The following is a 1,158-nucleotide window of genomic DNA, read 5'->3' as shown; positions in this document are numbered from 1 at the left end:
AAAAACACGTCACCCTTTCTCATTAACATAAGAAAATAGTAACGTGCTTTTAACTTCAAAAATAGTCTAAATCCTTAAGTTGATGGATGTGGGGTCCCGCCACATGCCCATCAACTTAAAAATCTTGGTTCTGTTGCAAAGTTTTCTAAACGAAATTAAAATGGAAAAAATGATTCGAGGAGCATGATGCATGAGATATTTTAAAGGAAAACAGTTCAAGAAAGATATTATTTTGGTAGCCATCGGCTACGACTGTCGTTTTTCTTTAAGCTATCGTGATGTATCTGAAGTCTTGAAAGAGCGTGGAATATCAGTTCATCCAACAACTATCATGCGTTGGTTTCATGAATATGGAAATCTTATTTATCAAATCTGGAAAAAGAAAAATAAAACTGCTCAATTATCATGGCATTTAGATGAAACTTATATCAAAGTCAAGGGGGAGTTGCGTTATCTGTATCGTGCGATTGATCGAGACGGATACACCTTGGATATCCAACTCCGTAAAACAAGAAATCATCAGGATGCCTATATGTTTATGAAACGATTAGTCAAAATTTTCGGAGAACCGACGGTTCTTACAACAGACAAAGCCCCAACGCTACTTTGCGCGTTTAATAAATTAAAAGAACAAGGTCTTTATAAATGTACAACTCATTGTACCGTCAAGAATTTGAACAATCTCATCGAACAAGACCATAGGCATGTCAAACGACGTTTTTCTAAATCCGCAGGATTTCAAAGTCTTCGTCATGCTTCACGTAACTTGAAAGGAATTGAAACCATTCATGCTCTATATAAACGAAAACGAAGTTTGCAGCCAAACTTCGTTTTTTCGACATACAATGAATTACATCAATTACTAACGATTGCATAAAATCCACCTGCAATCATGCCAATTTTTTATCTGTGAAGAAACTTTGCAACAGAACCTAAAAAAAGATAAACAATGGAACAAATGAAACTTGTATCATGTCTATATATTGCAACCATATTAAAAGTGAGGGCAGTTTTATATTTATTTAAATAAGTTTGAGGTGTGGAAATGGAACAGAAGTTTATTAAAGAATGTAATCATGATGAGCTTGACTATGTTATAAAAGACTATTGGCAAGATGTATGGAATTATTCATTTATTATTACGAAAGATCCACACTT

Annotated in this window: 1 protein-coding gene and 1 pseudogene; both read left to right on the top strand. The window is 34.0% G+C overall.

What is annotated here, in order from left to right:
- The first annotated feature begins 190 nt into the window (after window positions 1–190).
- A complete protein-coding gene (locus tag MR155_RS31140) occupies window positions 191–877 on the top strand; it encodes an IS6 family transposase (protein WP_201063565.1) in 687 nt (228 codons plus the stop codon).
- A gap of 168 nt (window positions 878–1,045) precedes the next feature.
- A pseudogene (locus MR155_RS31135) lies at window positions 1,046–1,158 on the top strand (RNA polymerase sigma factor); the annotation flags it as partial.

This window comes from Bacillus cereus group sp. BfR-BA-01331, from assembly GCF_022663915.1.
GTDB lineage: Bacteria > Bacillota > Bacilli > Bacillales > Bacillaceae_G > Bacillus_A > Bacillus_A mycoides.
The sequence above is the reverse complement of the archived record's forward strand: the minus strand, read 5'-3'. Positions and strand labels throughout refer to the sequence as shown.

Excerpts from the sequence above, each read along its gene's own strand:
- MR155_RS31140 (WP_201063565.1), top strand. The coding sequence starts at position 191 with ATGAGATATTTTAAAGGAAAACAGTTCAAGAAAGATATTATTTTGGTA.